The following is a 25183-nucleotide window of genomic DNA, read 5'->3' as shown; positions in this document are numbered from 1 at the left end:
CTAATGCAAAACGCATTACAAACAGCTGAACCGCAAAGCCAGTTCGCCGCGCGATTACGGGGGTTTTGGAAGATTTTCAAGAAGAACCGCATAGGCATTGTTGGTCTGGGAATGCTTATCGCGATAATCCTGGTGGCGATTTTCGCACCAGTCATCGCACCATATGACAGGGAATATTCAACCTCGGTAAGTATTGGCGATGTGTATAAACCGCCAAGTGCAAACCATTGGTTTGGAACGGACGATGCCGGGCAGGATGTTTTTTCCAATTTTGTTTTCGGCGCACGCGTCTCACTGACTGTTGGTTTCTTCGCCGCATTCATCTCCATTGTCATTGGCGGAACCCTTGGACTCGTTGCAGGTTTTTTTGGCGGACGCTGGGAAAATTTCGTCATGCGCTTTACCGACATCATGCTTGTCATCCCGGACCTGCCATTGCTGGTCGTCATTGTCGCGCTGACAAAGCCATCGCTGCTCAATATTATTTTTGTGATCGGCCTGCTGGGCTGGACGACAACCGCACGTGTTGTCCGTTCACAAACACTGGCGGTGAAATCACGTAAATTCGTCCTGCGCGCACGTGCAATTGGCGCGGGAAAGGGACACATCATTTCCCGCCACATCCTGCCGATGGTAATGCCCATCCTTGTTGTGCAGGCTGTGCTGGTTATTTCCCTTGCGATCCTGAATGAAAGCGCCCTGTCCTTCCTGGGGCTTGGTGACCCAACCGTCCTCTCGTGGGGCCAAATGCTCAATTATGCATTTGGGCGGGGGGCCATGTCCACGGGGGCCTGGTGGGCCCTGGTGGCTCCGGGCATTGGGATTGTTTGGGTGGTGCTTGGTTTAACCCTGCTTGGGCAGGGGTTTGAACAGGTACTAAACCCGAGGGTCGAGACACATCACTTGATGCCGGGCAGGCCTCCCATCACGCATGAAGCGGGCACGGTGCCTGTCAGCAGAAAAAACCTGCTGGAAGTCCGAAATCTTTCGATTAACTATGTGAACGAGGGACAGCCTCCCGCGCGAGCGGTTGAAAACGTCAGTTTCTCCCTGAAGGAAGGCGAGTTGATCGGTCTGGTGGGGGAGAGCGGTTGCGGCAAGACGACGCTCATGCTTGCCATGCTGCGCCTGCTCCCCTCTGCGGGGCAGATCGTCAACGGTGAGGTTTACTTCAATGGAAAAGACCTTGTGACTGTGGGTGAAGATGAGTTAAATGACATTCGCTGGAGCGGGATTTCGATTGTCTTTCAAGGGGCGATGAACGCACTCAACCCTGTGCGGACAGTGGGCAGCCAGATCGCCGAAGCGATTACCAAACATATTCCCACCTTCCCGCGCGACAAGCTTCAAGACCGCGTAACCGAACTGCTTGACATTGTGGGGATTGCCGCCGACCAGAAAGACCTATTTGCACATCAATATTCAGGTGGAATGCGACAGCGCGCCATGATCGCGATGGCACTGGCCTGCAACCCGCAGGTGATCATTGCCGACGAGCCGACCACTGCCCTGGATGTGATGATCCAGGCTCAAATATTGGAGTTGCTGGATGAGCTTCGTAAGAAACTGGGGCTTTCCATTGTATTTGTGACCCATGATCTCGGTATTGTGGCGGAAATGTGCGACCGGGTACTGGTAATGTACGGCGGCGTGACAGCGGAATATGCCGATGTGGATGTCATTTACAACGAACCAAGGCATCCTTATACACAGGAACTGCTAAAAGCCTTCCCGGACCTGACCAAACCGAAGAAGAAACTTTCTTCGATACCGGGCTATCCGCCGCGCCTAGACGCACTTCCGCAGGGCTGCCGCTTTGCCCCGCGCTGCCCGCTTGTCTTCGACCGTTGTAATACGGAACAGCCACCTCTGTATGAACTGAGTGCCAACCATATTGTAAGCTGCCATCTCGCCGAGGCTTCGAAATGAGCATAGAGCATTTTCTGGAAATTCGCGGATTAAAAAAATATTTCGATGTCGGTCACCCCGGATTATTCTCCCGAAATTCCCGCGACCTGCACGCCGTGGACGGTATCGACCTTGTCCTGCGCCGCAGTGAAGTGATCGCACTGGTGGGTGAGAGTGGCTGCGGTAAATCCACTCTGGCGCTTATGTTAATGGGCCTGGAAGATGTAACCGAAGGCACGGTCATGTACGAAGGGCGCGATATCACGCATTTGAATGACCATCAACGCAAGGACCTGCGCCGCAAGATCCAAATGGTCTTTCAAGACCCGTACGAGTCGTTGAATCCCACACAGACCATCGAAGAGATCGTCTCGGAACCCTTGGTGGTGCATGGACTTGCAAATAACAAGGCTGAGCGCGATGAACGCGTCAGGAAAGCCATGGAAGATGCGGGTTTGAAGCCCGCCGAGATCTATCTTGGACGGTACCCGCATGAACTCTCCGGCGGGCAGCGCCAGCGCGTGGTGATCGCCGCTGCGCTTGTGCTGGAGCCTGAGATCATCCTGGCCGATGAACCTGTTTCCATGCTGGATGTCTCCATCCGTGCAGAGATCATCAACCTGCTTGCGGAACTTCGCATCACGCGCCAGATCGCGGTCATCTTCATCACGCATGACCTCGGTTCCGTCGGTTTCTTCGCCGACCGTGTCGCCGTCATGTATCTTGGGCGCATCGTGGAAATTGGGACCATGCTTGAAGTGCTGGAAAGTCCGCAACATCCGTACACCAAAGCCCTGATCTCCGTCATCCCCGTTCCAAACCCGCGCCTGCGCCACGAACGAATTATTCTGCAGGGCGAAACCCCCAACCCAATCGATATCCCCACAGGCTGTCGGTTCCATCCGCGCTGCCCGGTTGCTTTAGACGCCTGCAAAGCCAGCGACCCGCCCATGGTGACGCTCAGTAAAACGCATCAGGCGGCTTGTTTGCTGATCGTTAAGTAACGCGGTGTGAATGCCGCGGTGCATCCATGGACATCACCAGCGCCCAAAACCCAAAAATCAAACACATCGTAAAACTCCGCGAGGATAAACGTCAACGCCAGCGTGACAAATTGATCCTCGTGGAAGGCTTCGATGAATTAACCCTCGCTCTTGACTGTGGACTCCTTCCACAAACGCTTCTGACTGCGCCCGAACTTGCCACGCGCGCGATCAACACCCCCAACGCTGACATAACCACCCTCAGCCGCGCGGTCTTTGAGAAGATCTCATACCGCGATAACCCCGACGGCTGGCTTGGGATTTTCCCCACTCCCAAGACTTCGCTGGAGGATTTGAGGTTGTCCACATCTCCGCTGGTGATCGTGGCGGAGTCCATTGAGAAGCCCGGCAATCTCGGAGCCATTCTGCGCACAGCCGACGCCGCCGGGGTGGATGCCGTGCTCGTCTGTGATCCGCGCGTGGATATATGGAATCCAAATGTCATCCGCGCCAGCCGCGGCGCGGTTTTTACCGTACCCACCGTCGAGATCGAGGCGCCGAATGCGCTGGCATGGCTCAGGTCCAAAGAGATGCGGATTTTGGCAGCGACGCCGTCTGCGGAGATGCTGTATACGGATGTCAATTTGCGCGGACCTGCCGCCCTGGCCGTCGGCACGGAAGATGAAGGGCTGACCGATTTTTGGATGCAAAATGCGGATGTCAAAGTCGGGATCCCGATGATCGGCAGGGTCAATTCGCTGAATGTTTCGATCGCAACCGCATTGATCACGTATGAAATTGTGAGGCAGAGAAATGAAGGCATTGTGGCTGGAAAACAATCACATTGAATTGCGCGATGCGCCCAAGCCGGAACGAAAAAACGAGGCGCTGATTAAGGTCCGCAGGGCGGGCATTTGCAGTACCGATCTGGAACTGGTCAAGGGATATTATCCATATACGGGAATTCTCGGTCACGAATTCGTCGGCGAAGTAGTGGATGCACCCAAGGAAGGCTGGGTTGGCACACGCGTGGTCGGGGAGATCAACGCCGTGTGTGGAACCTGCGAAGCCTGCCGGTATGGACGGCCCACGCATTGCGAGAACCGCACCGTGCTGGGAATCGTTAACCGCAATGGCGTGTTCGCCGAATATACATCCCTTCCGCTGGAAAATTTACAGCGCGTGCCAGACTCCGTCCCCGATGATATGGCGGTCTTCACCGAGCCGCTGGCTGCTGCGCTGGAGATCCAGGAACAAATACAGATCCAGCCGACCGACCGCGTTCTGCTGGTTGGCGCGGGCAGGCTGGGGCAATTGATCGCACAAACACTGGCGCTGACAGGCTGTGACCTGCATGTGTTGGCGCGTCACCAGCAGCAAAAAGACCTGCTGACCGCGCGCAGGATTCCAGTCATCTCGGAAGCGGACATTCAGCCACGTAAATGGGATGTGGCTGTCGAAGCGACCGGCTCATCGGATGGATTCAACCTGGCACGCAATGCCATTCGTCCACGCGGGACGCTGGTGTTGAAATCCACCTACAAAGGTGATATGACCGTGAACTTCTCATCCATCGTCGTGGACGAGATCACCATGATCGGATCACGCTGTGGACCATTTGCGCCGGCCCTGCGTTTGATGGAAAAACGCGAAGTAGACCCGACAGTATTGATTGCGGATGAATATAAATTGAAGGATGCGGTTAAAGCAATGGAGAAGGCGGGTCAGGCGGGGGTGTTGAAGATACTGATCGCCCCCTAGGAGGAAAATATGCCGCCCTGCCACACCTGCAGGTTATTCGATAAAACCGGCGGCAAATTGGGTAAACAACAGCAAAAAAGGGACCGCCACCATACCAATGGCGAGCACCCCCAGGATCATCGAATCCCTCTTGAGAATGATCCCCATAAAACCCAGCGCAACCGTCAACGGCGTCAGGATGCAGTACAGGAGCGCCGTGATGGTATTCAGTTGATTGAACAGAAGCGGGGAGATGCGCAGGTAGGAAGACCCGATATTTGCCAGGATAAACAACACAGCCAGAATGCCCGTGAGGATGGCAGCCAGCCCGAAATAGGTTTTCCCTGCAGGTTGAATTGACATGCAGGGATTATACGCTAATAGAAAGCCTCCAGGTTGGCGGACAACCTGGAGGCTTTGCACTTAATCCGCGGCCGGGGCCTCTTCAACAGATTTCTCTCTTTTCATCATGATCGAATCCGCCGTCACATCTTCGCGGCTCTCGCCTTCGATCTCGCGCCTTGCGAGGACTTCGTCGGCAACCCCATAGGCTACTTCCAACTCATGGCGGAACTGCTGGGTGTACAGGCGGTAGTAATGTCCGCGTATTCTCAGCAATTCGGCGTGCGTGCCCTGCTCCGCGATGCGCCCGTCTTCGATGACGAGGATGCGTTCCGCGCGGCGGATGGTGGAGAGGCGGTGCGCGATCACGAACGATGTGCGTCCCTGCAGCAGCGCATCCATGCCTTTTTGAATCAGCGCCTCGGTCAGCGTATCCACTGACGAAGTCGCCTCATCCATGATGAACAACTCCGGCTTGGCAAGCACCGCGCGCGCCAGCGAGATCAACTGCTTCTGTCCCACCGAGAGCAGGTTGCCGCCTTCGCCCACGTTCTGGTCGTAGCCCTTTTCGAGCGTCAAAATAAAATCCTGCGCGCCAGCCACCTTCGCCGCGGCTTCCACGTCGGCGTCACTCGCTCCCAGCCGCCCGTAACGGATGTTCTCGCGTACCGTCCCCGAGAACAGGTGCGGTGTTTGCAGCACGATGCCGATTCTTTTGTGGATCGACTCGAGCGTGTACCCGGTGTAATCCCGTCCATTGATGCGGATCACGCCACTCTGCGGCTCGTAGAATCGGCACAGCAGGTTGACGATGGTGGATTTCCCGCCGCCTGTCGGACCGACGAGCGCGATCATCTCCCCGGGTTTCACCTTCAGCGTGAAATCGGTCAGCACGGGTTTGCGGTCTTCGTAGAAGAAGTCCACGTGGTCGAATTCGATCTCGCCCATCAAGGTCTTCGCTTCGATGGCGTCGGGACGGTTGTGTACGTCGGGTGGCGTGTCGATCAATTTGAAGATTCTCTCTGCCGAGGCAATGCTGTGCTGCATCTCGGCATAGACGCGCGCCAGATCCTGCACGGGCCACATCATGAAGGTCAGGTATGAGACGAAGGCTTGGATCCCGCCGATGGTGATCAACCCCAGCGAGATCTGCGTCCCGCCGTACCAGACGATGGCTCCCAGCGCGATGGCGGCGATGATCTGCACGGTTGGGAGGAAGAGCGCCGAAAGCCACGCCGCGCGGTAGGAGGCGCGGTACATTTTCGTCGTCAGGGTCTGGAATTCGAGCAGGTTCGCGTCTTCGCGTCCCAGCGCCTTGACCACGCGCACGCCCTGAATGTTCTCGTTGTACGCCCCGGTGATTTTGCTGTTCGTGCGCCGCGCATTGCGGAATTCCACCAAAATGTACTTCTGGAACTTGGTGGCGATAAAGACCATGACCGGGATGATAACCGACACGATCAGCGCCAGCCGCCAGTTGATGATCGCCATGAAGGTCAGCGAGGTGATGATGTTCATCAGCGCCCAGGTGCTGTCCACGATGCCCCAGGTCACCAGTTCCGAGACGCGCCCCGTATCCGAGGTGACGCGCGCGATCAGGCGTCCCACCGCGTTTTGGGCGTAGTACGAAAGCGACAAGTCCTGCAGGTGGTTGAAGAGCATCCTGCGCAAGTCATATTGCACGCGCTCACCCAGCACCCCCGCAAGGTAAATAAAAATGAAGATGAACGCGGCTTGCAGCAGCAGGAACGAACCGTACAGCCACGCGATCTGGATGATGCGTTCCCTGTCCCTGAGGTTGATGCCGTCGTCCACGATCTGCTTGTTCAGGTACGTGAAGTAGGCGTCCATGCTCGAGACCAGCGCGATGGTGATGAGAAATCCCAGCACCCACTTCCAATGCGGCTTGAGCAGGGTAAAGATGCGTTTAAGGATCGGCGCGGTCAATTGCGCTGTATGTTCCTCTTCTTCGAGTTCGATCAGTTCGATATCTTCAGCCATGGTTCATTCTCCGCAGGGGCGCAGCGACGCTGCGCCCCTACAAATTCATTAATTCGCTCTTGCGATCTCGTGCTCCAACTCCTCATCGATCCGCGTCTGGATGTCATAAATCTTGCGATACATCCCATCCGCCTGGGCGAGTAACTCCTCATGCGTGCCTTTTTGAACGACCCTGCCCTTATCCAGCACAAGGATCAAATCGGCTTTCATCACGGATTGAATGCGATGCGCGATGATGAAGGTGGTGCGGTTTTCCATCAGATCGTTCAACGCCTGTCGAATGGATGCCTCCGTCTCGGTGTCCACTGCGGAGGTGGAGTCATCGAGGATCAGAATCTTCGGGTTCTTCAGGATGGTGCGGGCGATGGTCACGCGCTGCTTTTGTCCGCCGGAGAGCGTCACGCCCTTCTCGCCGACAATGGTGTTGTAGCCATCGGGGAAACCGACGATCACATCATGCACGGCGGCGGCTTGTGCGGCGGCTTCGATCTCCGCCTGCATCACCTTGCGACCCACGCCGTATAAAATATTCTCGCGGATCGAGCGGCTGAACAGGAACGGCTCCTGCTGCACGATACCGATCTGCTCGCGCAGGTATTTACGCGGGAAGTCCTTTAAGTCCACACCATCGAGCAGGATTTCTCCTCCCGTGTATTCGTGGAAGCGGGGCAGCAGGTTGACCAGCGAGGTCTTGCCTGAACCCGTCGAGCCGAGCAGGGCAATGGACTGCCCAGGCTGGATGTGGAAGGAAATATCCTTGATGACCTCATGTGTTCCGTCCGAATAGACGAACGAGACGTTTTTGAATTCGATCTCGCCTCGCACTGGGCCTGCGGGTTGCACCTTGCCGCCATCGAGGTCTTCACGCCCCTGTTTGGTGATGTCCATCAGACGCTGGTACGAGACCATCCCCGTGGAGGTCTGCACAATAATGCGCCCCAGGTTACGGATGGGGAAGATCAGCCACACGACCAGCCCGACATAAGCGACATAGTCACCGATGGAAATCTCGCCGTTGATTGCCATGAACGCTGCGTACACAAACCCGAACAGCATCTGCGCGCCGAGCACAATATCCGAAAGGGGCCAGAAGAGCGAGTGCATCAACAGCAGGAACTTGCCCTTGATGTACTTGCCCCAGTTGTCCTTGTCGAATTTTTCCTTTTCGTACTCCTGCCGCGCAAAGGCTTTCACCACGCGCACACCCGTCAGGTTCTCCTGCAGGGTCGTGGAAAGCACTGCTTCCTGCGCCTGATAATCTTCGTAGGCTTTGGTCACTTTTTTGAAGAACCACAGCGACACCAGCAGGATGGGCGGAATGACAATCACTGACAGCCAGCCCAGTTTTACGTTGATATACAGAATGGCGAACCAGTTGATGAAGAACAACAGCACGATGCGTCCCACGCCGATGGCTTGCTCCGAGAAGAAGCGCCGCAAGGCATCCACGTCCGACGTGACGCGCTCGATCAGGTCACCGGTGGGGGTGCTGCTGTGATATGAAAAATTCAGGCGCTGGATGTGGTCGAAGAGGAAATCCCTCAGGCGGCGGGTAATGCCCTCCGCAGTGTAGGCAGCCAGACGTCCCGAAAGAAACGCGCCGCCGCCTTCCACAAAGGCGAGCAGGATGAATCCCAAGCCAATCCACAAAAAGGTCTGGGTCATCGTCGCGCCGAGCATCGCGCCTTTTCCGAGCACATCGTCTGCAAAGAAACGCAGCAGCAGGTACACGGAGGTCTTCGCCAGCGCGGAAATGGCAAGCGAGACCGTCGCCGCGATGTAGGGGAAGCGGTAGTCCGTCATCATGCGCCACAGACCAAGCAGGCGGTTCTCATTGAGCGCATTGCGGAAGTCAAAATATGGGGAGGTGGTGGTTACGTTCGACATTGTGGTTCTCCATCAAATAAAACAAAAAGGCTGCGGCGTGTGCGCCGCAGCCCAAAACAAGCAAAGGACAGAACAATGACCTAGATTCGGTCAACAGGCGCACTCCGAGGAGGAATTTTCCCAACTGCATCGGGGATAAAGAAGGTGTTGCTGGACATCAAGAGTGCGCTCCTTTCATAAAATTTTCGTACTTCGCATCGTAGTTTACACCCCGCCTGCCGAAAATGTCAAGGTGAGAAAAAATTAATTTTTCGAAATATGCATGTGAGATGACGCGTCCGATAGAGGAAGAGGAGAAGAAAATGAAACCATACTTGATCCTTGGCCTGATGATATTGACCGCTTGTGCGCCTGCAATTGTACAGGAAACCATCCCGCCTCCTGCCCCGACTGTACCTGCTGCATCTCCAACAGACTTGCCTGCAGCTGAAACTGAATCGGCCACTGACGTCACCAACATTTTCTCCGCGCTTCCAGCACCCTCCTGCAGCGGGGTATTGACTCCGTCAAATGCGGAAGGTCCCTATTACACTCCTAATACGCCTGAAAGAACATCCCTGCTTGAAGATGGTCTACGGGGCGAAAGGCTGATATTGATTGGTCATGTGCTGAACGAGGACTGCAAGCCCATCCCAGATGTATGGCTGGATTTTTGGCAGGCGGACGGGGACGGCGAATATGATAACGCCGGCTTCACTCTGCGCGGACATCAATTCACCGATCAGCAGGGAAGATATTCTCTTGAAACGGTATTGCCCGGCTTGTATTCCTCGCGTCCCATTCGGCATATCCACGTCAAAGTGCAAGCGCCAAATGGACAGGTCCTCACGACGCAGCTATATTTCCCCGAACAGCCTGTTGACAATTTGACGGTGCAAGTACAGCCAAAGGACGGCTTTCAACTGGCGTTGTTCGATTTTGTGATCGAGTAGGCACTCTTCCAGCGCAACAAATGGGGTTATCTTCCCTACGGGTGGGACGTCGTTGCAGTTTATAATCAGCGCATGGCAATCAAGTTATACAAGGTCTCAAAAAGCGGGAACCTGGACGTATCATTCCAAGCGTCGACATTGGATGAATTGACGCGCGACTTGCCGCCGGGTTTTTACACCACCTTTAGTACCCTCGCACAGGGGACACGGGTGCTTGGCATGCGTTCCCATTTACAAAGACTGTATCACCCGGCAAAAGAGGCGGGGCTGCATCCTGCTGTGGACGAAAACACCCTGCGGGGGCGAATTGCTGAATTCGTAAAGGAAAGCCTGCCGCACGAGTCTCGCGTGCGTGTGATATTGACGAAAGATAAGGGGGATGTATATATCTGCATCCAGCCGTTTATTCCATTACCCAGGTCGGCGTACGCGAATGGTGTACATGTATTAACATCCAATATTGCCAGGCATGATCCACGTATCAAGAATACGGTCTTTATCACAGAAAGCATCGACCAGAGAAAGTTATTGAGCAAGGATGTGTTCGAGGTTTTGATGACAAGGGATGGCAGGATACTGGAGGGAATGACATCAAATTTTTATGCCGTCAAGTATGTGATGACAGGTAATGTGGCAAAGGAATCCCAAACAAATGCCATCAAGATCATCACCGCCAAGCGTGGAATTTTACTCGGCGTCACGCGCAAAGTTGTGCTGAGGCTTGCAAGAGGGCAGGGGATTTCCATTGAATATCGCGCCCCAAAAATGAACGTGAATTTCGACGAAGCATTTCTCACATCCAGTTCACGCGGCGTCGTTCCAATCGTTCAAATTGACAACAGGATCATTGGATCAGGAAAATGTGGGAGGATAGCTACAAATTTGCAAAAAGCTTACAGTTTTGAAATGTTTCGTGTAGCAGAGCAAATTTTTGACCATTCCCTTATTGCAGTGCCAGAAGGATTGTGATATATTTCCACAGGATTGCGCATAGCTTGCTTACTTAATTGATAAGATTGGGTCCTCTAGAGCAAACAATGATCTTGACCACGACCATTCAACCCGACCTTGATGACACTGGAGTCAATCAGACTTCCGGGGATGTCCGTGTCGATACAAGGGAATCGGGTCATTTTCTTAAGGAAAAAGAGGAAGAAAGAGGCGAAATTGAGTTTCGCCAAGTAAACCACGATCCCTACAACCTATCATATGCCTGTCTGCTCATCCCTCGCTTTAGCAATCATATGCTTGTGGGGGATATTTTTTCCTATCTACAGATTTGGATGCAGCAAATCTGTATTTCATACGACTGGCAGCTGGACTATATCGATGTCCAGCCTGAATATTTACAATGGGTCATGAGCGTGCCGATGACATGTTCACCGGCACGTTTCATTCGCATAATTAAGCAATTTACGTCAGAACAGATCTTTGTTGAATTCCCAAGATTTAACAGAGAAAATATTTCAAAGGAATTTTGGGCAAATGGAAACTTGATTTTGGTTGGAAAGCGTCCACACCCGGAGCCGATGATCAAGGAATTCATCCATATTACAAGACGGCAACAGGGAATATCGCTCTGGGATCAATAAAGTTCAAATTGGGGTGCGTAAACGAAATCATTCAGTTCATGTCATTTTGGGGAGTAAAACGGCTAAGAACCTCGGGTTTTACCTGAATCCCTCAAAATGATAGGCCTTTTAAGGGGTTCAGAATGATATAATCATGAAAACACAGATCCCACCAAGCTTGACGCGATGATGAAAGATATGTATTTAGAATCCATTATTGAACTGATCATTGGTCTTCTGTTTACATGGTACATTCTTAGCTTGGCAACCATGCAAATTCAGGAGTGGCTTGCATCCCGGCAGCGCTGGCGTGCCAACGAATTAAAGTCAGCCATCCGCCGCATGCTTAATGACAGGGTTCTAACCCAGGTGTTTTACGAACATCCGATCATCAAAAGCATGTCCGGCATGAGGCATTCGGGCAAACTGATCCCATCCTATATTCCCGCCAATCAATTTTCCAACGTACTGGTCAGCATGCTTCTTTCAGCAGGCCACGAGGCGTTCCTGGTACGCTACAGCTTATTGGAGCTTTCTGAAAAATTATCAAAGATAAAAGACCGCCGCAAACAGCAGAATGCCCTGCAAACACATGAACGCTTAGTGGAACTCTCCTTTTTGCCCGACACGACCATCCAATCTGAAAATACAGCGTTTCAGGGGTTAATTATCGCCACGATTGAAAAGGAGCTGGATGCTTTTGCAGAACACTACCCAGAGATTGAATCTGACATTGAAGTTATCCGGGAAAAAATCAAGCTGACAAAGGAAAGAATTGATAAGCAGATCGAATCCATAAAAATAGCGGGGAAACCCGGGGGAAAGAAGGTGCCCGCTCTCCTATCCGGAATGGTCACACTTAGTGCCATCTCTCCCGATATCAGCAGGCTATTAAACAGTCTGCTGATCGGAGTTGACGACAACAGCAATGAACTTACCATCGAAAGACTTCAATCCAACCTTGAGCAATGGTTCAATGATTCCATGGACCGCCTTTCCGGGTGGTATAAACGACGAGCCCAGCTATCAGTTTTTTCTATCGGGCTGATAATTGCCCTGGTCTTTAATGTGGACAGCCTCGAATTGTCAGGCAGGCTGTGGCTGGAACCGGCGGTTCGACAGTCTTTGCGGGCAAATGCAAATTTGGCTGTTCAAAACAATCCCGCTTCAGAATCCGAGATTTATAATGAAAACCAAATCTCCATTATTCAGATAATCCAAAATGAGTATTATGCAATTCCTGTAGGCTGGAAGTTCACTGAAACCGCACTGCAAATTGGAGTTGAATGTTTGTGGGTTTCTCGCACACACGGCGATTTTGGAATTCAGATTGGATCAACCTGCTATCGGCCGAGCCTGTTACTTGGCATGGCAAACGGCTGGGTCTGGTTGTTTATAAAAACGCTGGGATTATTGACTACTGCGTTGGCCTGCGCACAAGGTTCATCCTTTTGGTTCGATATTCTTCAAAAGATAATCAATGTCCGCCTGTCGGGCATAAAACCCGTACCGTTTGATACAAGCCGTGGATAGTTCGAGAATTTCCATGCAAAACACAGTCAATCTTCAAAGAATCAGCGAACTTGTGCGTGCCGTCCTTGAATTGCTGTGGAATAGACCGGGCGGTCTGCCCGCAAGGGAAATCATTGCTTATCTTCCTCAAATTACCACTTTAACTACATACGAGAGGGAATATACGCCGCCATCCAACATGCCACGTTATGAACGATACGTTCGTCTGGCGACCATTCCGCTTGTCAAGGCTGGCTGGCTGGTTAAAAGCAACAAGGGACGCTGGTATATCACCGAAGAGGGCAGGGAAGCCTGCCAGAAATTCCAGTTCGCACAGGAATTTTACAATGAAGCGCTCAAGAGCTTTGAAGAGAATCGGCTTGTAAACCCCGGAATCATTGCAGAAGTGGAACAGGCCGAGGAAAAAGCCTGGGAGCAGATTCAGAACTATATTCAAGGATTTAAGCGGCGTGAATTTCAATTACTGACAGTTGATTTGCTTGTTTCCCTTGATTATCACATCCTTTGGGCTGCCCCCCCTGACAAAGAACGGGGACAGATTGACATTATTGCCACCACTGACCCATTGGGAACAAGAGATACAAGAATTTTCGTGCAAATAAGGCATGCCGACGAACCAATTCACATTAAGGGACTACAGACCTTTCAATCGTCCATCGGCACAAACAGTCACGGGGTTTTAATTTCCACCAGCGGCTTCACTCAGGAAACAATTGAAAAAATGGGGGAAAGCGCCCAATCCAAAATCACCTTAGTGGACCTGGAGGCATTTTTTGATTTGTGGGTGAAATGTCTTTCAAAACACAGCCACGAAGCCGTGCTGCGCTTCCCTCTAAGGCCAGTTTACTTCCTTTCCGGAGCAGGGACGACTGAATAAGATGGCAAAAGGAGAGAGGACATTTAGGGCAAATATCGCCACCCTGCATGATGAATTAATTGCAGCACATCAGTGGAGCCGGCCAAGCATTATCATTGCGATTTGCAATGACCATTGGGTCCAAAAAAAGGCCATGACAATCCTTGGGGAAAAATTTAAAAAATCTGATGGGCTTTCCGTGGTCGACTTTAACTTTTTTGCAAAAACTCCCGACATAATTCACCACTTCATGGATTTAGGTGAAAAAAACAACAGCATAGTATTTTCGTATAATCTTGATCAACCCGGAAGGGAAGATGAAGGAATTGCATACAGGGCATTAAACATGCAAAGAGAGTATTTTGTTGAGGAGGGGATTAAGCTGCTACTATGGTTAAACCCACATGAGGCATCCCTGCTCCCCAATCGCGCCCCTGACTTTTGGGCCTTTAGACACCTCGTAGTGATCTTTTCAGATGCGAAGATGATACCAAGGGTTGAAATTGGTTCACGGCTTATGCTCTGGCATGATGGCGAAATGAACATCCATCCTTCGGAACTGAACAGTAAAATTAACATTAACATGCAAGCCTTATCCAAATTGCCGGACAGCCAAGATGCAATATCGTCAAGAATCAGCCTGCATCAGCAAATGGCGCATCTTTACTGGAGCATCGGCGACCAGAAAAAAAGCCTGGGCATGGTCGAAACAGGCCTGAAACTTACTACGGATGCAGTGTTTTCACAGGAACATATTTTCTTTTTGAACATACTTTCCGTTATTCATCATGCACGGAATAAATATGCAGAGGCCGAAGAGGTATTAAAGGCGATTAACGAGCAGAACGGCTATGACCCCATAGTAATGATGAACTATGCGATTGCCCTGGTTTGCAACGGGAAAAGACGCCTCGCAATGGTTCTGGCGAAAAAAGCTGTCGAGATAGATTTGCATAATCCAATACTGGGGAGTCGGCTTGCCTATCTATCCCTTCTAACGGGCAAAATCAGTGATGCCATTCAGCAGTTTGAAGAAGTGCTCATGCTGGATCCCAGGGCTGAATTTAAAATTGCGCTATTAATTTGTAAACAGAACTTAAAGAGACTGGAGCAGGATGGAGTCAATGCCTTAATTGCTGATAATGATGATTTTATAACCAAGGCATGCCTGTTATTTTTAACAGGTGAAAGAGAAATTGCCATCAATACGCTATCGACCGCCGCCGAACTTCTTAAAATTTCACGGGACGGCGTTTTGACCAATCCAAACCTGTGGTTGCTAATGAATCCCAATGATTTCCCCGTTGATACTGGTGCATATGAATAATCAAGATGTTGTCACGCTGCAAAACATCCTCCTTCTGTTTAATGTTGCCATTTCTTTTGCAATAGCCTTTAGTCTTTTATTGAAACAATGGGCAAAGCCAGGGAGCATACCTCTTACCATGGCTTCCATTGCCATCGCAATCTGGTCAATTACACAGCTCGTCCAGCGGAATTCCCCAGTCTTAATAAATGCACCAGAGTTAATATCAGTCCTTATATTTACCTGCCTTATTGTTGCTGTATCAATGCAATTGGTGGCCGGCATGCTGATTGGACATCCTCGACATTGGTATCGCCGACTTTTGCTTTTAATCATGGTTTTTTTTATCTCATACCTGCTGCTGGCATTTGCAGGCTCCGGCATTGTTTCATATGCTCAATTTGTCATCACCATACTCCCCGTCTTGTCAGTCTCAAATATCGCCCTCGCGTTCTGCATTACTAAGCATGCATTATTTATTCCAAAAATTGACAGGGAATCAGTTGTGGAGGCAATGCTGGATGGCTGGATGGTGTTGGACGAGAATAGTAAAATCGTTGACCTCAACAAGACTGCCGAGGAAATACTTGGCAGCAAAAAAGAGGATGCCATTGGTAAACCCATCGAGGCTTATCAGATCGACATTCCATCCTCCAGCAACTTTACCCATTCTCCGCGCGACATGGAAATGAAGAGAAGTTTCAGGACACGCGAAGAAATTAAATATTTCAACATCAGGTTGTCCCCCATTCAAAACGAAAATAGAAAATTGTTTACACTAATCACCTGGCGCGACATCACCAACCGGCGCAAAGTTGAAGACCTCAGGCAAAAAGCCAGGGACGAGATGTTTGTTTTACTTAATGCCATATCGAGTGAGGCCAGTCAGTCTTTTTTGATGGAGGAATTTTTATCCGGCGTGATCTATCAGATTATTTTTCCTTTCAGAAGCCAGGCCGCGATTATCTACCTTGGGGACAATAATGATGCTGGCACCGCCAACCAGGTCTATCATCCCGCGTCAGTTTTTGGACTTTCAGAAGATGGCATAGAACCCATATCACTCTCCTCTGAAAGTTATAATTTACTCAATCAGGTTTTTATGGAGGGCGAGCCTTATTTTGTCGAAAACCCGATTGGCGATACACGGCTTCCCTCCGCGCTTCAAACCGATACCTTTAAATCCATTCTAATTCTGCCGTTGATTATCAGGAATGGGAGCGATGCACAAAATATGGGAATACTGATTTTGGCGCGCAAAGACCTCCCGCCATATAGTCACGATGAAATCGCGCGTTTGGGAACACTTGCTGATCATATTGCCAATTTGGTGGACAACGAAAGGCGCCGAAAACTGGCAATTGCCTTTTCGGAAAGACAAAGATTGATGCGTGATCTTCATGATTCTGTAAGTCAAAAACTCTACGGCCTGGTTACATTAACCGAGGCCGCTCAAGCAGCAATGGAAGCCGGACAAAACGCGGATCCCGGGGATGTCTTGATTCGTATTGGCGACAATGCAAGGCAGGCAGTCAAAGAAATGCGGCTCTTCCTTTATCAAATGCAGCCCGTGGAGATTGAAAAAGAAGGGTTGATCTCGGTCCTTCATCATCGCCTGTCTGCTGTTGAAGGACGCGCAGATATAAAAGCGGGCCTCATTGCTGATGAAACCATAAAACTGCCACCCGAAAAAGAAATCGCCCTGTTCTATATTGCCCAGGAAGCTTTAAACAATATATTGCGCCACGCTCGCGCAAAAAAAATATCAGTAACACTCAAACAGGCTCGAAAAAACCTCATCTTGAAGATCGAGGACGATGGCATTGGATTTGATGTAAAAAATGTCGATCGAACCGGACTGGGTTTGGCAAATATGAAAGATCGATCAGAAAAAATCGACGGGAAACTCAAAATTGAATCGACCCCTGGTGTAGGCACCACCGTCGTAGTGACCCTGCCAAAACCAGTAATAAAATAACACCACTTAATAGGCGGCTTAATATGAAAAAAATAAGAATACTGGTTGTGGATGATGAAAGCGTTGTCAGGGAGGGGGTAGTAACCATCTTAACGCTCCAGCCGGATATTGAAGTCATCGGACAGGGAAAAAATGGGGTCGAGGCGGTAAAACTTGCCAAGGAAAAAAAACCTGACGTAGTTCTCCTTGATCTGGTAATGCCGATTCAAGACGGACTGGTTACGATCCCAATTTTAAAGGAATTGTTTCCCAAAATAAAGATCCTTGTTTTGACCAGTTTTGCTGAGAGTAACCGGGTGTATCAGGCCATTAAATCCGGGGCGATGGGCTTTTTATTGAAGGATGCAACCCGGGCCCAACTACTTGAGGCAATTCATGAAGTCGCAGCTGGAAAAGCTGTCATCCAGCCATCCATTGCCCTCAAAGTGATAAATGAAATATCTAATCCATCAGAACTTTTTTACACATCGCACCCATTAACACCGCGCGAGCTTGAGACTCTTCGGCTGATTGCACGTGGATTAAATAACCACGATATAGCAACAGCCTTGTTCGTACATGAGCGAACAGTTGCCAAACATGTCACAAGCATTCTGGAGAAACTGCAGCTCGCCAATCGAACGCAAGCGGCTCTCTATGCAATTCGCGAGGGATTAACTGACGATCTTGAAACAAGAAAGCGGCAAACGCTTCCTCTAAAAAATCGGTCTTGAAAGACCGATTTTTTTTATTACGGGGTGAGTTCCGAAAGGCAACAATAAAACTTCGTCATCGACTAGACAATCTACCGTCAATTAACGCATGGTCATAAATGACCGTTCCGGGAAGCGCAAATGGGCAAATAGAGCCATGCAAACATTCGGATTTATTGGGTTGGCTACGAACCCGAAGAATCCTATAATGTTTGTAGTTACCAGGATATTAAATCTCACTTTGGGAGAACAGCGTTGTTACTCGGGAAACATGCCAGCACACTAGATAAACTCAATCGCTTCAAACTCCCCGAAGGATTCGTGGAAGAAATGACAGGAGAAATATATTTGATTCAAGGATTTGAGCAAAACTTACTCTGCCTCACGACAGATTCTTTTAGAGAAATATGCACGAAAATCACCGCCCAAAACATAACAGACCCGCTTGCAAGACTATTATCACGTATGATTTTGGGATCTGCACAAATAGTAAATATAGACATAGACGGCTTTATTCTGATACCGAACGTATTGGCAGAATTTATTAATGCCCAGGATCTTGTATACATAGTGGGGCAGGGGGAATATTTTGAAATATGGTCGTCTCAGCACTGGCTGCAACAAGAGGCGCAACTGCTGGATTGCGAACAAAATTCAAGTCGATTTTCTGCACTTCCAATTACGATACATTAACCACAATCAAATCACAAACCAGGTGCTTAAGATGAAAACAAAGGAAATAATTGGAAATTCCAAAAGGATCAATGTAATGATCGTCGAGGATCAGACGGTTGTACGGGAGGGACTTGCCGCTATCGTGTCCGTACAGCCGGATATGGAAGTGGCCGCCGGAGCGGAGGATGGCGTCCAGGCAGTAATCATGGCAAAAAAATACAAGCCTGACGTTGTTATCCTGGACATGGTCATGCCGCGCCAGGATGGACTTGCCACCATTCCAATGTTGCTGGCAATTAATCCCGATATCCGTATTCTAGTGCTAACAGGATTTGCGGAAAGCGACAGGGTTTTTCAGGCAATCAAGGCAGGCGCCCTTGGATACATGCTTAAAGATGCCACCCGCAGCCAGCTGCTACAATCCATCAGGGACGTTGCATCTGGTCATGCATCAATTCATCCATCCATTGCAATGAAGGTGATCAACGAATTTGATAAACAATCTGGAACCAGGGACACACAAACGACTCTCACCCGTCGTGAAATAGAAACGCTCAAACTCATCGCACGAGGTCTGAGCAATCAGGAGATTGCCCTTTCTCTTGTTGTGCATGAACGAACAATAGCAAAGTACGTGAGCAGCATCCTCGACAAGCTTCACGTTTCCAATCGAACCCAGGCAGCTTTGTACGCAATTCGTGAAGGCATCGCTGCTACACCGGTTGCACAATAGAAAAATTGACCAGGCAATAATGCCCATTATTATTTTCGCAATTTCTGGGTTCCAAAGACAGTTCAACTCAATACAATTAAACAATATGGAGCAAGAATGATGAACAACCTAGATTACATAACTGCACTTGACCTTGACAGAGCATGGTTGAACTTCGAACTTGACCTTCCACTTAAGCCGGATAAAGATGGAAGACCAAATCCCTTTTATATTAATCGTCCAGGGAATCCTATTGACGAGCTCACAGATGCCCTCATGTCGCCATTCTACCGGCCCCCAAAGTTTTTCTTTTCGGGGCACCGCGGTTGCGGTAAGTCCACTGAACTGCAACACCTTTTAAGCAATCCCCAGCTGCAAAAGAAGTACTGGCCGATTAATTTTAGCATTCGTGAAGAAACGGATGTAATTGATATTGACTTCCGAGATGTGTTGCTTGCCATTGGCGGGCGTTTGTTCCGTGAATATAAAAAAAGAGGCGGGGAGCTGCCAAACCAATTGCTCAAGGAATTGAATAATTGGAAGGGGAAGGTTGAAAAGGAAATATCCACAATACTGGAAGGGCGTATTTCGGATATTGAACTCAGCGGTTCCATTGACACCTTCTTTGCCAATGCAGGGCTCAAAATGAAACTGGAACCTGCAACGCGCACTGTATTGCGCCAAGTGGTGGAGACGGATATCACCGGTTTGATTGCCATCATCAATCACATCACCACCGCTATTTATAGTCGCGAACGCCTTATTCCATTGATCTTGATAGACGATCTGGATAAACCCGATCTGGATAAAGCACGCGCAATCTTTCACGACAGGCGCGAGATCATGATGCAACCCAGTTGCGCAATTGTATATACCGTGTCAAGCGCATTGTTCTACAGCAAGGAATTTGATTCGATCCGAGATCAGGCTTTATTCCTCCCCAATATCAACCTTCATTCGCCTTTGCATCCCGACGATCATAATGAGGAAGGGTATGAGACCTTGAAAAGATTCGTGGAAGTGCGAATGAGCCCGAACCTTATCGATGCGGATGCGCTTGAGGATGCCGTTGCATACAGCGGAGGGGTGTTTCGCGAAATGGCTCGAATTATGCGGACGACTATCGGCAGGGCGCGCAGAAGAGGTGTAGGCAGAATAGAAAAAGAAGATGTTGAATGGTCGGCCACCGAAATCCGGAATGAGTATCGCCGAATTCTTGATAAGGAAGATCTCAAGCTGTTAAAAAAAGTGCATGAAAACAATCGGCTGGAATACAGCGACCGTATGCGACCTTTATTACAGCTGTTGGCGATCCTGGAATATCGCAACGGCGAAAACTGGTGTGACGTACACCCTGTCTTAAGGAAACTACTACATGGCTGAGACAACAATTCAATTCACGCCTAAAACTATTGCCGACATGGATGAACGCCTGGAAATCATCCTTCGGGAATTCGAATTATCCATACGATGGCAGCGTCCCTGCATCCTCTTTGCGGTGTACAGCTCCGAATATGTTCGCGCCGATATCCAAAACGAACTTGAAAATTATCTATTTGATTATGGGCAGAAAATCGTAAATATTCGCGTTAAAGAACGCCAAAATCAGGACCTGATACAGATCATAGATAAACATGAACCATCCGCCAAGCATATATTTATTATTGAAGGTTTGCGATGGGGTTTGGATGAGCGCGAAAATTTGTACGAAGCGCTGAACAATCAGCACGATTATTTTTCGGAAAACAATATTAGGCTTTTATTCTGGCTGACCCAAAACGAAATCATCAGCCTTGCCCGTTATGCCCCTGATCTCTGGGGTCAGCGCCACCAGGTCGTTGAGTTTTCCGAATCGCCCAAAGGCGGCTATGTCCTGCAACAAAAACTTGAATCAGAGTGGCAGGGAACTGGCGAATATGACGGTCAGTTCGACGACACGGACGAAAAAATCTCCATGCGGGAGACAATGTTAACCGATATACCCCAGGAGGTTGAGTCCAGTTCGATACGCGCCAACCTATTGCTGACCCTTGGCATTCTCCACTGGCGAAAAGGAGATTTTGAAAAAGCAGATCAATTGCTTGATGAAGCAATGAACCTTGCAATCAAAATCGAGGACAATTGGTTTGAGGCAGAATGCCTGAATGCACGAGCCCTGGTTTACACCAGTTTGGAGAGAATTGACGAGGCAATTGATTCCTATAAGCAGGCAATTCATCTATTGCCGGGACAGATCTTTGCCTGGAACAATCTCGGAAATTTATGCACCAGAATCGGCAGAAATGATGAGGCAATTGTTACTTTTCTTAAAGCGGTCGAATGCAATCCGGAAGATTCAATTGCCTGGAACGGATTAGGGAATGTATACAAAAAAATTGGATACTACGATGATGCCATTGCCGCCTACCGCAAGTCAATTCAGTTCATGTCATCTTTTGCACACCCGTGGAACGGACTGGGTGATGTCTATTTCTCCATGGGCAGATTCAATGAAGCCATCAAAACCTATGAACAGGCGATTCAACTCAACAAGAGTTATCTGGCCCCATGGCTCGGCCTCGGAAATTTATACAACAAACAGGAGCGGCACCGTGATGCTGTCAAGGCTTTCCAACGCGCGCTCGCCATTGACGGAAGAAATTGCGAGATATGGAATGAACTTGGAACCGCTCAGATTAATTGTTCGGACTTTGACAGTGCAGAGAGGTCTTTTCTAAAAGCCATTGAAATTGATCGAGGGGTAGGCAACGCATACAGCAATCTTGGACTGACCTATGCCCATCAGGGAAAATTCCAGGAGGGAATCTCTATACTCCTCCGGAGTATAGAGATTCTGAACACACACTCCGACAAAGCTGTTTCGTGGAACCGGCTTGGAGACATCTACCGACAATTGAATGAATATGATCTTGCCATGCAGGCGTATCAAAATGCAGACGAGGGCAAACGGATTGAGCAGGATGCTCAATCCAGTTCCAAGAGCGCAAGCCGGCAGATATTCGAAAATATAAAACACGAAAAAACTCCTGAGTCAGCACAGGAAACTTCTATGAAGAATAAAAATACTCCAGGCCGTCCTGACATTGTGAAGTTGGATACCGTGGATTCGGGAGAAGTTATTAATATCTGGACAGATACACCGCCATTAATTAAGAAAGTAGATAATCCACCAAGCTGGTTAATCAGGCGGGAAGAAACCACGGGCTTGAATCAAGAAGCCGAATTAACGACTTTACTAAATACGCAAGGAGAAAACAACATGTCTCTAAAATCCGAGGAACTATTTCGAGATATTCAAGGTGAACAAAAAAACCAACCAACAAGCGACGGGGCAAACTCAGTCACAAGTGCAATTGCTTGGAATGAAATGGGAAACGAAAATTTCCATCAGGGGAATTACACAGAGGCTCTTGTCTCGTACAACAAATCCGTGCAACTGGATCCAAATTTTGGCTGGCCTTATGCAAATATGGGGTTAATCGGAATCATGCAGGGCCGGTATCTGGAGGCGGTTTTGTTGTACCGCAAAAGCATAGAGCTGTTGAATGCCGACAAAGATAAATCCATTGCCTACAATGGGCTTGGGAATGCGTATCGCGGGTTGGGGGAGTACGACAACGCAGTAGATGCTTTTCGCAAGGCCGCAGAACTCGATCCGGAAAATGCCGGCGTGCATGACAGCATCAATGTCTTTCAATTCGATGCATCCCCCCAAAATGGCGATTTTTGGAATGAACTGGGGAATGCTTTTCTTCAGAATGGGTCATATCATGAAGCAGTCACCGCTTATCAAAAAGCCGCCGAGATGAACCCGCAGGACGGGTGGGCTCACAGTAACCTTGGACGCGCACTGGCATCCATGGGAAAGCACAAGGAGGCAATTCCAGCATATATGAAAAGTATCGAGCTCTTTGAGGACAACAAGGATAAAGCCGTATCCTGGAATCGGCTTGGGAATACTCATCGAAAGTTAAATGATTACGACAATGCCATAAAAGCCTTTCAGGAGGCTGTGCTCTTGAATGACGAAGGCGTGAATCTTGTAACACGCACTCGTTTTAGCCTGCTTAGCAACTGCTACGCAGAGTAAAAATAATGGAGGTAGAAATGAGTAGCTTTGAATTTTGGGATGAGTTGAACAAGATATTTAATGCTGTTGTTGCATATCAGGAAAAATCTATCGAGTTCAACAATCGCTTCATCACTCCGTGGGTCCGCCTGGGCAATGTCTTCGATAAACAGGATCGTACCCGCGAAGCAATTGAGGCCTACAAGAAGTCGCTTGAGATCCAGCCAACAAACGCCCAATGTTGGTTTGACCTGGGAAATTCATACTTCAAAATAGGGGAACATGATGAGGCAGTTCTGTCGTTTCAACGCGCTATCGAATTGGAACCAGGTTTGGGCTGGGCATACAGCAATCTTGCGCTTGTAAATGTCACCCGAGGCAATCCGGAAAACGCGGTGCTGCTATACCAGAAAAGCATTGAACTGCTGAAGGATGACAAGGACAAGGCGGTTTCCTGGAATCGATTGGGCAATTTATATCGAAAGATGAATGAGTATGAGTTGGCGCTGGCTGCCTTTCAATGTGCTGATGAATTGGACAATGAAAACGGCGGCTCCAAAGATGCGCTTGCGCAGCCTTTGTCTGAGGAAACTGATAGATTGGAACAGCAGCGAAATGAGACCATCCCCAGTCCCATCAGTTTACTTATCAACAATGAACTTGATCCATTAAGGGATTCGTCGGAGTTGGTTTCTGATCAGCCGGAAATGGAAATAAAGGATGCCGTACTGGATTCGCAAGAGTTTGATGCCAGTCTCAGTGAAACAGAAACCGGCAGTCAGAATGCCGCAGAGATGGTATCAGATGAAACGAACAGCGATTTGGATGAGAAAATTGAAGTTCCAGAATCTTCTGAAAACAGTGAACCGGTTGTGGAAGTCAATATAGAGGCCACGCCTCCTGAAACAGATGTTCAACTTGAAGACAGCGAAGAAGAGGCGCAGCCTGAAGTGGACGCAACCTTGCCAGAGGAGACAGGATTTCAACTTGTAACAGAAGAACCTATCATCGCAAACCAGCTGCCTGAAGAAACATTGAATCCTTCACTGCCTGTTATGGTTGAGACCATGACAGATACTATGCTTGTACTTGGGACCACGACTGAAACAACCGAGATCCCAACGATCGAGCAAACGCAACAGGCGGCGGACGCTGAAGATAAGACGGCGGAATATTTCGTTCCTGTATCCGCTCCGGAAGAAACGAGCGAAGAAAGTGTTGTGCCTCAGGAAGCAAAACTGGAGGAGGCTGAATCTGGAGAGTCTGGTGACAACAAGGATGATTTTGTTGCCGTAGCAGCTCCGGAAGAAACAAATGAAGAAAATATTGAACTTCAGAAAGTAAATCTTAAGGGGGCTGGAGCTGGAGAATCTGAAGCCAACGAGGAGAAAATCGAAAACGAATCGGCGACCCGTGGTTTCTATGAAGAGTTTCTAAGAGACGACAATAAAATAATCGAGGCTCTTCCTGAAGAAGGAAAAACATCGGGTGAATTCGCAAGCACAGCATCCAATGCATCCGCCCAGATCGACCCGGTCACAGAGATTGATTCTCTGGGTGAAGTAAAAATGGAAATCGATGTCAATAACGCCAGGGTCTGGAACGAACTGGGTAATGTGTATTACAACAACGGCGCCGCCGATGACGCGATTATCGCGTACAGCAAGGCAATCGAATTGGATCGCACCTTTGCCTGGCCCTATAGCAATCTTGCGCTGACATATACCCAAAAGAATCGTCTGGCGGAGGCCGTCCTGTTGTACCAGCGTTCCATTGAATTGTTTGACAATGAAAAGGACAAGGCAATCGTATGGAATCGCCTGGGCAATGTATATCGCCGCATGTTCGATTATGCAAGTGCAATATCATCCTACCAGCGAGCGGACGAACTCGATCCTGACAACTCATCCCTTTCGATGCAGTCACGATACAGCCTGCTTGGATCATTGAGCGCGCCACAACTTGCTGTTCAGGAACAGGGGTAGCCTAAGGTGAAAC

Annotated in this window: 20 protein-coding genes; 17 read left to right on the top strand and 3 right to left on the bottom strand. The window is 49.4% G+C overall.

Annotated elements, in window-relative coordinates:
- The first annotated feature begins 3 nt into the window (after positions 1-3).
- The 4 genes from QY332_12080 to QY332_12065 are packed head-to-tail and all read left to right on the top strand — an operon-like array spanning position 4 to position 4652.
- Entirely contained in the window at positions 4-1929 is a 1926-nt protein-coding gene (locus tag QY332_12080) for a dipeptide/oligopeptide/nickel ABC transporter permease/ATP-binding protein (GenBank protein ID WKZ34350.1), read from the top strand.
- On the top strand, positions 1926-2912 hold the full coding sequence (locus QY332_12075) for an ABC transporter ATP-binding protein (protein WKZ34349.1): 987 nt from the start codon (positions 1926-1928) through the stop codon (positions 2910-2912). Before QY332_12080 ends, QY332_12075 begins: the two co-directional genes overlap by 4 nt.
- A gap of 26 nt (positions 2913-2938) precedes the next feature.
- A complete protein-coding gene (locus tag QY332_12070) occupies positions 2939-3739 on the top strand; it encodes an RNA methyltransferase (protein ID WKZ34348.1) in 801 nt (266 codons plus the stop codon).
- Entirely contained in the window at positions 3705-4652 is a 948-nt protein-coding gene (locus QY332_12065; GenBank protein ID WKZ34347.1) for an alcohol dehydrogenase catalytic domain-containing protein, read from the top strand. The genes QY332_12070 and QY332_12065 overlap by 35 nt, the downstream gene beginning before the upstream one ends.
- A gap of 33 nt (positions 4653-4685) precedes the next feature.
- On the opposite strand, the gene QY332_12060 is transcribed toward QY332_12065, so the two are convergent.
- Genes QY332_12060 through QY332_12050 form a run of 3 tightly spaced genes read right to left on the bottom strand, consistent with a single transcriptional unit; the run spans position 4686 to position 8861 of the window.
- Complete coding sequence (locus QY332_12060) at positions 4686-4994, bottom strand: hypothetical protein (GenBank protein WKZ34346.1); 309 nt, start codon at positions 4992-4994, stop codon at positions 4686-4688.
- A gap of 60 nt (positions 4995-5054) precedes the next feature.
- On the bottom strand, positions 5055-6974 hold the full coding sequence (locus QY332_12055; GenBank protein WKZ34345.1) for an ABC transporter ATP-binding protein: 1920 nt from the start codon (positions 6972-6974) through the stop codon (positions 5055-5057).
- A gap of 48 nt (positions 6975-7022) precedes the next feature.
- Complete coding sequence (locus QY332_12050) at positions 7023-8861, bottom strand: ABC transporter ATP-binding protein (protein ID WKZ34344.1); 1839 nt, start codon at positions 8859-8861, stop codon at positions 7023-7025.
- 302 nt (positions 8862-9163) lie between these two features.
- Between QY332_12050 and QY332_12045 the strand changes: the two genes are divergently transcribed.
- The 13 genes from QY332_12045 to QY332_11985 all read left to right on the top strand — a co-directional run bounded on the left by QY332_12045 (position 9164) and on the right by QY332_11985 (position 25170).
- The gene (locus QY332_12045; protein WKZ34343.1) at positions 9164-9793 is read left to right on the top strand and encodes a hypothetical protein; all 630 of its coding nucleotides are present in this window, start codon (positions 9164-9166) and stop codon (positions 9791-9793) included.
- A gap of 72 nt (positions 9794-9865) precedes the next feature.
- Positions 9866-10762, top strand: coding sequence for an aminotransferase class IV (locus tag QY332_12040; GenBank protein ID WKZ34342.1), 897 nt, complete (start codon positions 9866-9868; stop codon positions 10760-10762).
- Between the two features lie 74 nt (positions 10763-10836).
- Positions 10837-11385: a transposase gene (locus QY332_12035; protein WKZ34341.1), complete on the top strand. Its 549-nt coding sequence runs from the start codon at positions 10837-10839 to the stop codon at positions 11383-11385.
- 165 nt (positions 11386-11550) lie between these two features.
- The gene (locus QY332_12030) at positions 11551-12897 is read left to right on the top strand and encodes a hypothetical protein (protein ID WKZ34340.1); all 1347 of its coding nucleotides are present in this window, start codon (positions 11551-11553) and stop codon (positions 12895-12897) included.
- A gap of 13 nt (positions 12898-12910) precedes the next feature.
- The gene (locus tag QY332_12025) at positions 12911-13774 is read left to right on the top strand and encodes an Mrr restriction system protein (GenBank protein ID WKZ34339.1); all 864 of its coding nucleotides are present in this window, start codon (positions 12911-12913) and stop codon (positions 13772-13774) included.
- 1 nt (position 13775) lies between these two features.
- Positions 13776-15080, top strand: coding sequence for a hypothetical protein (locus QY332_12020; GenBank protein WKZ34338.1), 1305 nt, complete (start codon positions 13776-13778; stop codon positions 15078-15080).
- Positions 15073-17037 carry an ATP-binding protein gene (locus QY332_12015; protein WKZ34337.1) on the top strand — a complete coding sequence of 655 codons (1965 nt, stop codon included), beginning with the start codon at positions 15073-15075 and terminating at the stop codon, positions 17035-17037. The genes QY332_12020 and QY332_12015 overlap by 8 nt, the downstream gene beginning before the upstream one ends.
- Positions 17038-17060: 23 nt before the next feature.
- On the top strand, positions 17061-17750 hold the full coding sequence (locus QY332_12010; protein WKZ34336.1) for a response regulator transcription factor: 690 nt from the start codon (positions 17061-17063) through the stop codon (positions 17748-17750).
- Between the two features lie 234 nt (positions 17751-17984).
- Positions 17985-18422, top strand: coding sequence for a hypothetical protein (locus QY332_12005; GenBank protein ID WKZ34335.1), 438 nt, complete (start codon positions 17985-17987; stop codon positions 18420-18422).
- 31 nt (positions 18423-18453) lie between these two features.
- On the top strand, positions 18454-19137 hold the full coding sequence (locus QY332_12000; GenBank protein WKZ34334.1) for a response regulator transcription factor: 684 nt from the start codon (positions 18454-18456) through the stop codon (positions 19135-19137).
- A 96-nt stretch (positions 19138-19233) separates the two neighbouring features.
- A complete protein-coding gene (locus tag QY332_11995) occupies positions 19234-20499 on the top strand; it encodes a hypothetical protein (GenBank protein ID WKZ34333.1) in 1266 nt (421 codons plus the stop codon).
- Positions 20492-23206 carry a tetratricopeptide repeat protein gene (locus QY332_11990; protein WKZ34332.1) on the top strand — a complete coding sequence of 905 codons (2715 nt, stop codon included), beginning with the start codon at positions 20492-20494 and terminating at the stop codon, positions 23204-23206. Before QY332_11995 ends, QY332_11990 begins: the two co-directional genes overlap by 8 nt.
- Positions 23207-23223: 17 nt before the next feature.
- Positions 23224-25170 carry a tetratricopeptide repeat protein gene (locus tag QY332_11985; protein WKZ34331.1) on the top strand — a complete coding sequence of 649 codons (1947 nt, stop codon included), beginning with the start codon at positions 23224-23226 and terminating at the stop codon, positions 25168-25170.
- The last annotated feature ends 13 nt before the right edge of the window (positions 25171-25183 follow it).

This window comes from Anaerolineales bacterium, assembly GCA_030583885.1.
In the GTDB taxonomy this organism is placed as follows: Bacteria; Chloroflexota; Anaerolineae; order Anaerolineales; family Villigracilaceae; genus Villigracilis.
The sequence above is the reverse complement of the archived record's forward strand: the minus strand, read 5'-3'. Positions and strand labels throughout refer to the sequence as shown.

What these genes read in the sequence shown, in the direction of transcription:
- QY332_12010 (WKZ34336.1), top strand. Translation starts at nt 17,061, where the DNA reads ATGAAAAAAATAAGAATACTGGTTGTGGATGATGAAAGCGTTGTCAGG.
- QY332_12020 (WKZ34338.1), top strand. Translation starts at nt 13,776, where the DNA reads ATGGCAAAAGGAGAGAGGACATTTAGGGCAAATATCGCCACCCTGCAT.
- QY332_12000 (WKZ34334.1), top strand. Translation starts at nt 18,454, where the DNA reads ATGAAAACAAAGGAAATAATTGGAAATTCCAAAAGGATCAATGTAATG.
- QY332_12045 (WKZ34343.1), top strand. Translation starts at nt 9,164, where the DNA reads ATGAAACCATACTTGATCCTTGGCCTGATGATATTGACCGCTTGTGCG.
- QY332_12060 (WKZ34346.1), bottom strand. Translation starts at nt 4,994, where the DNA reads ATGTCAATTCAACCTGCAGGGAAAACCTATTTCGGGCTGGCTGCCATC.
- QY332_12070 (WKZ34348.1), top strand. Translation starts at nt 2,939, where the DNA reads ATGGACATCACCAGCGCCCAAAACCCAAAAATCAAACACATCGTAAAA.
- QY332_12080 (WKZ34350.1), top strand. Translation starts at nt 4, where the DNA reads ATGCAAAACGCATTACAAACAGCTGAACCGCAAAGCCAGTTCGCCGCG.
- QY332_12025 (WKZ34339.1), top strand. Translation starts at nt 12,911, where the DNA reads ATGCAAAACACAGTCAATCTTCAAAGAATCAGCGAACTTGTGCGTGCC.
- QY332_12050 (WKZ34344.1), bottom strand. Translation starts at nt 8,861, where the DNA reads ATGTCGAACGTAACCACCACCTCCCCATATTTTGACTTCCGCAATGCG.
- QY332_11985 (WKZ34331.1), top strand. Translation starts at nt 23,224, where the DNA reads ATGAGTAGCTTTGAATTTTGGGATGAGTTGAACAAGATATTTAATGCT.
- QY332_12015 (WKZ34337.1), top strand. Translation starts at nt 15,073, where the DNA reads ATGAATAATCAAGATGTTGTCACGCTGCAAAACATCCTCCTTCTGTTT.
- QY332_12030 (WKZ34340.1), top strand. Translation starts at nt 11,551, where the DNA reads ATGATGAAAGATATGTATTTAGAATCCATTATTGAACTGATCATTGGT.
- QY332_12075 (WKZ34349.1), top strand. Translation starts at nt 1,926, where the DNA reads ATGAGCATAGAGCATTTTCTGGAAATTCGCGGATTAAAAAAATATTTC.
- QY332_12065 (WKZ34347.1), top strand. Translation starts at nt 3,705, where the DNA reads ATGAAGGCATTGTGGCTGGAAAACAATCACATTGAATTGCGCGATGCG.
- QY332_12055 (WKZ34345.1), bottom strand. Translation starts at nt 6,974, where the DNA reads ATGGCTGAAGATATCGAACTGATCGAACTCGAAGAAGAGGAACATACA.
- QY332_11990 (WKZ34332.1), top strand. Translation starts at nt 20,492, where the DNA reads ATGGCTGAGACAACAATTCAATTCACGCCTAAAACTATTGCCGACATG.
- QY332_11995 (WKZ34333.1), top strand. Translation starts at nt 19,234, where the DNA reads ATGATGAACAACCTAGATTACATAACTGCACTTGACCTTGACAGAGCA.
- QY332_12040 (WKZ34342.1), top strand. Translation starts at nt 9,866, where the DNA reads ATGGCAATCAAGTTATACAAGGTCTCAAAAAGCGGGAACCTGGACGTA.